This window comes from Micromonospora sp. NPDC005367 (assembly GCF_040606825.1).
Lineage (GTDB): Bacteria > Actinomycetota > Actinomycetes > Mycobacteriales > Micromonosporaceae > Micromonospora.
In genome coordinates this window covers 71,954-78,996 of the sequence record NZ_JBEXFP010000029.1, presented here as the reverse complement: position 1 = coordinate 78,996, position 7,043 = coordinate 71,954, and the positions used below count along the sequence as shown (strand labels likewise).

At 73.4% G+C, this 7,043-nt stretch carries 4 protein-coding genes; all 4 read right to left on the bottom strand.

What is annotated here, in order from left to right:
* Window positions 1-80 precede the first annotated feature (80 nt).
* Entirely contained in the window at window positions 81-2,033 is a 1,953-nt protein-coding gene (dxs, locus tag ABZS42_RS20495) for a 1-deoxy-D-xylulose-5-phosphate synthase (RefSeq protein WP_355147504.1), read from the bottom strand.
* Between the two features lie 93 nt (window positions 2,034-2,126).
* Complete coding sequence (locus ABZS42_RS20490; RefSeq protein WP_355147502.1) at window positions 2,127-3,434, bottom strand: anhydro-N-acetylmuramic acid kinase; 1,308 nt, start codon at window positions 3,432-3,434, stop codon at window positions 2,127-2,129.
* A 90-nt stretch (window positions 3,435-3,524) separates the two neighbouring features.
* Window positions 3,525-4,745: a TRAM domain-containing protein gene (locus tag ABZS42_RS20485; RefSeq protein ID WP_355147518.1), complete on the bottom strand. Its 1,221-nt coding sequence runs from the start codon at window positions 4,743-4,745 to the stop codon at window positions 3,525-3,527.
* A 103-nt stretch (window positions 4,746-4,848) separates the two neighbouring features.
* Complete coding sequence (locus ABZS42_RS20480) at window positions 4,849-6,918, bottom strand: APC family permease (protein ID WP_355147516.1); 2,070 nt, start codon at window positions 6,916-6,918, stop codon at window positions 4,849-4,851.
* Window positions 6,919-7,043: the final 125 nt, after the last annotated feature.

Genomic DNA, 7,043 nt, shown 5'->3' with positions numbered 1-7,043 from the left:
GATCCTCGCCGACCTGCGGCTCACCGCGCAGGACGTGGCCCGGGACGTCACCGGCTGGATCTCGGGGCTCGTCGTCGTCGTCAGTTCTGCGCGGCCGTGTCGTCGGCGCCGACCCGCACCGCATCGACCGACGCGCCGTCGAGCCCCGAGATCCAGCCGGTGACGTCCCGGGCCACGTCCTGCGCGGTGAGCCGCAGGTCGGCGAGGATCTGCGCCCGGGTGCCGTGCGGGTGCCAGTCGGCCGGCACACCGAGGTCGCGCAGCGGCACCCGGACGTCCGCGTCCCGCATCGCCTGCGCGAGGGCGTCACCGACTCCCCCGACCCGCACCCCGTCCTCCACGGTGACCACGAGCCGGTGCCCGGCGGCCAGCTCGACCAGCTCGGCCGGGACCGGGCGGACCCAGCGGGGGTCGACCACGGTGACGCCGTAGCCCTGCTCGGCGACCCTGGCGGCGACCTCCATGCCGAGGTGGCCGAAAGCGCCCACGGCGACCAGCAGCACATCGGTACGCGCCGACTCGGTCAGCACGTCGACGGTGCCGACCCGGCGCACGGCCGGCAGGTCGCCGGCGACGGAACCGGTCGGGAAGCGGAGCACGGTCGGGCCGCCGTCGACGGCCACCGCCTCGCGCAGTTCCTCGCGCAGCGTCGCGGCGTCGCGGGGCGCGGCGATGCGCAGGCCCGGCACGACACCGAACACCGACATGTCCCAGATGCCGTAGTGGCTCGGCCCGTCCGGGCCGGTGATGCCGGCGCGGTCGAGCACGAAGGTCACCGGGAGCTTGTGCATCGCCACGTCCAGCAGCACCTGGTCGAAGGCCCGGTTGAGGAAGGTCGCGTAGACCGCCACGATCGGGTGCAGCCCGCCCAGCGCGAGGCCGGCCGCCGAGGTGACGGCGTGCTGCTCGGCGATGCCGACGTCGTACACCCGCTCCGGGTACTTGCGGGCCAGCTTGGCGATGCCCGTCGGCTCGGCCATGGCGGCGGTGATGCCCACCACGTCGGGCCGCTCGTCGGCGATCGCGACCAGCTCGTCGGCGAAGACGTGGGTCCACTTCACCGACGGAGCGGCAGTCGCCTTGCCCGTGGCGATGTCGAATGCGCCGGGCCCGTGGAAGCAGTCCGCCTCGTCCTCCTCGGCCGGGCGGTAGCCGTACCCCTTCCGGGTGACGGCGTGCACGATGACGGGGCCTCCGAAGTTCTTCGCTGCCCGCAGCGCGCCTTCGACGGCGGCCACGTCGTGCCCGTCGACCGGGCCGACGTACTTGATGCCGAGGTCCTCGAACATCGCCTGCGGGGCGACCGCGTCCTTGATGCCCTTCTTGACCGCGTGCAGCACCTCGTACATCGGCCTGCCGACCAGCGGGGTCGAGCCGAGGGCGTCCTTGACCGTGTCGAGGACCTTCTCGTAGCCGGGATTGAGGCGCAGCGAGGAGAGGTGGTCGGCGAGGCCACCGATGGTCGGCGAGTAGGACCGGCCGTTGTCGTTGACGACGATGACCAGCGGGTTCCCGGCGGTGGCGATGTTGTTCAGCGCCTCCCAGCACATGCCGCCGGTGAGCGCGCCGTCGCCGACCATGGCGACCACCGAGCGCGACTCGCCGCGCAGCGCGTACGCCTTGGCCAGTCCGTCGGCGTACGACAGGGCGGTGGAGGCGTGCGAGTTCTCGATCAGGTCGTGCTCGCTCTCCGCCTGGTTCGGGTAGCCGGAGAGACCGCCGCGCTGGCGCAGCTTGTCGAACCCGGCCTGCCGGCCGGTGATGATCTTGTGCACGTACGCCTGGTGGCCGGTGTCGAACAGGAGCCGGTCCCGGGGAGAGTCGAAGACCCGGTGCAGGGCGAGGGTCAGCTCGACCACACCGAGGTTGGGCCCGATGTGCCCACCGGTGCGGGACACCTTCGTGATGAGGAAGTCCCGGATCTCGGCGGCGAGGATCTCCAGCTGCTCGGCGGTCATCCCCTTGACGTCCCGCGGACCGCGCACCTTCGCCAGCAGTTGGCTGTGGTTGGCCGTGTCCTGTTCAACACTCATGACCGCAGAGTCTATCGGCCATCCGTCACTTCGCAGCCGGGCCCGACGACCATCGTGCTCGGCACGGGGACGCAACGCAGCCGGGACGGCTGGTCAGGCGCGGATCCGCAGCCGTCGGGGCCGAACCGCGGCGGTGGCGTCCGGCGGGGGCCCGGCGGGGGTCCAGGAGCCGAGGACGGCGGATCGAGTGGCCCCGGTCACCGATCGGATCGAACCGGGCAGACCATGCCAGGAGAGCCAACCCAGCAGGGCGAAGGCGTACGCCTCCTTGGCCTGCGCCGGCACGCCCAGCTCGTCGGTCGTACGCACCCGCCAGCGCCCCGCCCCCAGCTCGGCGAGCCGGGCACGCAGCGTCGGGTTGCGCACCCCGCCGCCGGAGGCGATCACCTCGGTCACCTCGTGCCGGTCGCACTCGGCGGCCACCACCCGGGCCGTCAACTCGGTCAGCGTGGCCAGTACGTCGTCGGCCGCGACCGGCTCACCGAGCGCCGCGAGACGCTCGTCCAGGTAGCCGGCGTGGAACAGCTCCTTGCCTGTCGACTTCGGCGCGGGCGCGGCGTAGTACGGCTCGGCGAGGAGCGAATCGAGCAGGCCCGGGTGCACCCGACCGGCCGCCGCCCGGGCGCCGTCGAGGTCGCAGGGCCGGCCGAGGAAGCGACGGGCCGCGGCGTCGAGCAGCGCGTTGGCCGGCCCGACGTCGTACCCGAGCACCGGCGCGCCAGGGGCGACCACGGTGAGGTTGGCGATCCCGCCGAGGTTCAGCGCCGCCCGCGGCGCCCCCGCCCCGCCGCCCCCGGCCCCGGTCGGGGTGGCTCCCCCGGCCGCGGCGACCCTCCCGGCGGATCCCGTCCCGGCGGATCCGGCTGCGGCCGGGCCGGCGTCGGGCACCCGGGCGTCTGCCGGCCCGGTCCCGGGGTCGGCCGGCGCGTCGGGGGCCAGCAGCAGGGCGTCGAAGGCCGGCACCAGCGGCGCACCCTGCCCGCCGGCCGCGATGTCCGCCGAGCGCAGGTCGCTGAGCACCGGTACGCCCACCCGAGCGGCGACCCGGGCCACCGCACCGAGTTGCAGGGTGCCGCGGGCCACCCCGTCCTGCACCCAGTGGAAGACGGTCTGCCCCGGTGAGACCACCAGGTCGGCGCGACCACCGGCGAGTTCCAGCCCGACCGCCGCCGCCTCGGCGAAGACGTCGCCGAGCCGGTTGTCCAGCCGGCAGACCGCCTCGATCGTGGTGGCGGCCGGCGGCAGCAGCGCGCCGATCAGGGCCCGCAGCTCGTCGTCGTAGTCGATCCCGCGGTGCCCCAGCGGCCGCAGCCGGAGCGTCTCGCCGTCAACGCCGAACTCCGCCGCCGCCACGTCCACCCCGTCGTACGAGGTTCCCGACATCAGCCCGACGATCTTCATGCCCGGAGGCTAGCCCTTCCTGCCCCCGACAGGCAGCCACCGATTGATCATGAGGTCGGCGGGCGAATCGCCGTCCCCCCGACCTCGTGATCACCGATCCACCGGCGGCAGCAGCAGCCCGACCAGCTCGACGTGCTGGGTCATCGGGAACAGGTCGAATCCGCGCACCGCGGCGAGCCGCCAGCCCGCCTCGGCGAACGTGCGTACGTCCCGGGCGAAGGCGGCCGGGTCGCAGGCCACGTAGCCGATCGCGCGGGGACCCGCGGCGACCAGTTCGCGTACCACCCGCGAGCCGGCGCCGGTACGGGGCGGGTCGAGCACCACCACGTCGACCGGACCGGTGATCCGGCGGCGGGCCAGCGCGGTCTCCACCCGGGCGGCGACCACCTCGACGCGGGGCAGGTCGCGCAGGTTCTCCCGAGCCGCGGTGACACCCTGCTCGGCGGCCTCGACCAGGGTGACCCGGCCGGCGTCGCCGACCACCCCGGCCAGCGCGGCGGCGAACAGCCCGGCGCCGCCGTACAGGTCCCACGCGGTCTCCCCGGGCTGCGGGTCCACGAGCTCCAGCACCGCCCCGACCAGGGTGTCGGCGGCCGCCGGGTGCACCTGCCAGAAGGCGGTCGCCGGGAGCGTCCACTCCCGGCCGGCGGCCACCTCGCGGACCGTGGCCGGCCCCTCGGCGGTGCCGGTCACGCCGTCGACCACGGTCACGACCGCCACGTCGCCCCCGGTGGAGGCGACCGTCTCCACCGCGTCGGCGTCCGGCCAGCGGGTTCCGCTCGCGGCCAGCACCGGCAGGCTCTGGATCGCCGGATGGGCGATCAGGCAACGGTCGATCGGCACCACCTCGTGCGAGCGGTGCTTGAGCAGCCCGGCCCGGTCGCCGGCGTCCACCGCGTACCGGACCCGGGAGCGCCAGCCCAACCGTCCGCCGGGCAGCGCCTCGACCCGGACGCCGAGGCCGTCCAGTTCGGCGTCCGTGAGCCCGCCCAGCCGGCTCAGCTGCTCCCGCACCACGGCGGCCTTCCACTCGAGCTGCGCGGCGGGCGCGACGTGCTGCAGGTCGCAGCCGCCGCACCGGCCCGGCCGGGCGTACGGGCAGGGCGCTTCGACCCGGTCCGGTGAGGCCTCCAGCACCGTCACCGCGTCGGCCCGGACAAACCCCCGGTGCACCTCGGTCACCTCGGCGACGACCCGTTCCCCGGGCAGCGCGTGCCGGACGAAGACCACCTGCCCGTCGACCCGGGCCACGCAGTGCCCGCCCGGGGCGACCGCCCCGACGGTCAGCTCGACCCGCTCCGCCTCGGCCAGACCACGTTCACCGGTGACAGCGGGATCAGGGTTCGGGGCCGAACCGGCCGGTCCGCCGTCCCGCTGCGCGGTCGGCCCGGCCGCGGCGACGTCACGGCGCGGCTCAGTCACGGTCACCACCACCCGACTCGGCGGGCGGCACGGAGACCATCGGTGCGACGGTCGGCGGCACGGCGCCGCGCGGCGCGACGCGAGGCCCGCGGGCGGGACCGCGCGCGAGGGTGGCGTCCAGCCGGGACAGGTTCTTGTTCGCCGTCGAGGCGAGCTGCCACGGCACGCTGGTCACCATCACTCCGGGTTCGAACAGCAGCCGGGTCTTGAGCCGCAGCGCGCTCTGGTTGTGCAGCAGGTTCTCCCACCAGCGCCCGACGACGTACTCCGGGATGAAGACCGTGACGACGTCGCGGGGCGACTCCCGGCGGGTGCTGGCGACGAAGTCGAGGATCGGCCGGGTGATCTCCCGGTACGGCGAGTCGACCACGGTCAGCGGCACGGGCAACTCCCGTCGTTCCCACTCCTCCTGAAGGTCCCGGGTGTCCTTCTCGTCCACGTTCACCGTCACCGCGGTGAGGGTGTCCGGCCGGGTGGCCCGGGCGTACGCGATGGCCCGCAGCGTCGGCTGGTGCAGCTTGCTGACCAGGACGATGGCGTGGTTCCGGGCGGGCAGCACGGCGCGTCCCTCGTCCGGCGGCGTGAGTTCCTCGGCGACCCGGTCGTAGTGACGACGGATGGACAGCATGAGCGCGTAGATCACCGCCATCGCGGCGATCGCGATCCAGGCGCCGAGCAGGAACTTGGTGAGCAGCACGATCACCAGGACGATCCCGGTGAGCCCCATGCCGAAGGCGTTGATGGCCCGGGAGCGGTGCATCCGGCGGCGCGTCTCCGGGTCCCGTTCGGTCTTCAGGTGCCGGTTCCAGTGTCGGATCATGCCGGCCTGGGAGACGGTGAACGAGACGAAGACCCCGACGATGTAGAGCTGGATGAGTCGGGTCACCTCGGCCTGGAAGCCGACGATCAACACGATGGCGAAGGCCGCGAGGAAGAGGATGCCGTTGGAGAAGGCCAGCCGGTCGCCCCGGGTGTGGAACTGCCGGGGCAGGAACCGGTCCTGCGCGAGGATCGAGCCGAGCACCGGGAAACCGTTGAACGCGGTGTTCGCGGCCAGGAAGAGGATCAGTGCGGTCACCCCGGCCACCACGTAGAGCAGGATCGACCCGGAGCCGAAGACCGCCTCGCCGAGCTGGGTGGTGACCGTCTTCTGCACGTACCCCTCGGGGCCGGCGACGATCTGTGTCGCCGGGTCCTCGACGAACTGGAGGCGGGTCAGCCGGGCCAGCCAGATGATCCCGACCAGCATGCTCACCGCGATCCCGCCGAGCAGCAGCAGGGTGGTGGCCGCGTTACGGCTCTTCGGTGGCTTGAACGCCGGTACGCCGTTGGAGATCGCCTCGACGCCGGTGAGCGCCGCGGCGCCCGAACTGAACGTCCGCAGCAGCAGGAAGATCAGCGCGAAACCCGTCACGCTGTGCTCGGCCTGGATGATCAGCTCGGCGCTGGGGGCGCGCAGCTCGTCGCCGAGCACGAAGACCCGGACGAGGCCGGTGAGCAGCATCCCGCCGATCACGATCACGAAACCGTAGGTGGGGATGGCGAACGCGGTGCCCGACTCACGCAGCCCGCGCAGGTTGACGGCGCTCAACAGCACCACCGCGGTCACCGCGATCATGACCTTGTGGGTGGCCACGAAGGGCACCACCGAGCCCAGGTTCGCCACCCCGGAGGAGACCGACACGGCCACCGTCAGCACGTAGTCGACCAGCAGCGCGCTGGCCACCCCGAGGCCGAACTTCGGCCCGAGGTTGACCGTGGCCACCTCGTAGTCCCCGCCGCCGGAGGGGTAGGCGTGGACGTTCTGCCGGTAGCTGGCCACCACGGTCAGCATCACCACGACCACCGCGAACGCGATCCACGGCGAGAAGAAGTAGGCCGAAGCCCCTGCGATCGACAGCGTCAGCAGGATCTCGTCCGGCGCGTACGCGACGCTGGACAGGGCGTCGGACGCGAAGACGGGCAGCGCGATGCGCTTCGGCAGGAGGGTGTGCTGCAGGCGGTCGGACCGGAACGGTCGACCGAGGAGCAGCCGCTTCAGCAGCGAGGTGGGACTGGCCACGAACGCCAAGGGTACGTCCACTCCGGGGAGGGTGCCGGGGTGGGCGATCGGCGATGGTGCGTGCGGGCGCGGTACCGTCGGTCCCCGTTCCCGGCCGGGACATGGCAGGCTCGCACTCGACGGGC